Annotated in this window: 3 protein-coding genes; 1 reads left to right on the top strand and 2 read right to left on the bottom strand. The window is 42.3% G+C overall.

The annotated features are described in order from the left end of the window. A partial coding sequence (locus Q7V20_RS15945; RefSeq protein ID WP_304793246.1) for a redoxin family protein occupies positions 1-231 on the top strand: 231 nt, incomplete at its 5' end. Positions 232-290: 59 nt separating this feature from the next. On the opposite strand, the gene Q7V20_RS15940 is transcribed toward Q7V20_RS15945, so the two are convergent. After that, positions 291-932, bottom strand: a complete 642-nt coding sequence (locus tag Q7V20_RS15940; protein WP_304793243.1) for an AMIN domain-containing protein — start codon at positions 930-932, stop codon at positions 291-293. After that, positions 916-1,098, bottom strand: a 183-nt coding sequence (locus tag Q7V20_RS15935; protein ID WP_304793240.1) for a hypothetical protein, incomplete at its 5' end; no start/stop codon positions are given. The genes Q7V20_RS15935 and Q7V20_RS15940, both read right to left, overlap by 17 nt.

Genomic DNA, 1,098 nt, shown 5'->3' with positions numbered 1-1,098 from the left:
GGCCGTTTTTGCCAAGCTGAGGGGATCGATAATTTGACAGTATGTTCAGATTTCCGTAACAAAGATTTCGCAAACGCATACGGTGTATTGCTTGGCGGTTCAGTTCTTGCAGGTGTAACATGCCGCGCAATCTTCGCAGTTAACGAAGAGGGAATCGTGACCTACAAAGAGATCGTTCCTGAAATCACAGAAGAGCCGAACTACGACGCTGCTTTGGCTGCCGTAGCGTAATCTCCCCTTCTCTCCCGCGGGAGAGAAATCTCTCCCCTACTAATCAGCGCACTTTTATTTTACTTGCACGTTATCGTGATCAATTCACCCGCTTTATTCAATGTATAACTGTAATGTCCATCAAGAGTAATCGTAGCACGAGCGAACTGTCCATGATTTCCCAAAGTCACATCAAGATACGGAGCAGCATTCAGGGTCTTTTTCTCGGATTTAAAGGAAGCGGCATGCTTAAAATCGAGAACAATCCGATTAGGGTCACTTAAGACAAAATGACGAACCAGCGTATCAGGTGCTTTTACACTCAGACTCTTCCCTTTTGAATAAAATTGCACAAATCCGAAATTGGCTACAGAAGAATTTTTAGCAGCAACTGTCTGTGCAGATTTTCCCCCTTGAGAAAGGACAAGAGGACGATGCCAATCGATAGTTTGATCCACCTGTATTTTTCTCTCTTCGATACTTCCATCAAGATTTTGTACACTTAGCGTGACCTCTTTTAATACTCGAGCTTGATCAGGAAAAGTGTAGTTAATTGTTCCCATTTGCGGACGTACATCCGGAATATTTGAGGTCACTTTTTGTTTTTTGGATTCATCGAGGGGAAAAAATGGATTTTCTCGTGCGGACAAAGAAGAGAGGAGTAAAAAGGAGAGGCAAATAGAGTATTTCATAAATCTCCCATCACTATTGTGAATCAGCATCAAGCTCTTTGAGCTCAAAATACTGTTTTTGCAAAGAGGCATTTTCGGCTTTAAGCCGTTCAATGTCTTCACTCAGATAATCTTGATGTTCTTCGAGTTCAAGAAGAACACTCAACGAGTTGTCCCCAAAGAAAATAAAGCCCATGTACACTCCAACACTCAAAAC

The sequence above is a fragment of the Aquabacterium sp. genome, assembly GCF_030652515.1.
Lineage (GTDB): Bacteria > Pseudomonadota > Gammaproteobacteria > Burkholderiales > Burkholderiaceae_C > Aquabacterium.
This window is presented reverse-complemented; position numbering and strand designations above follow the sequence as displayed.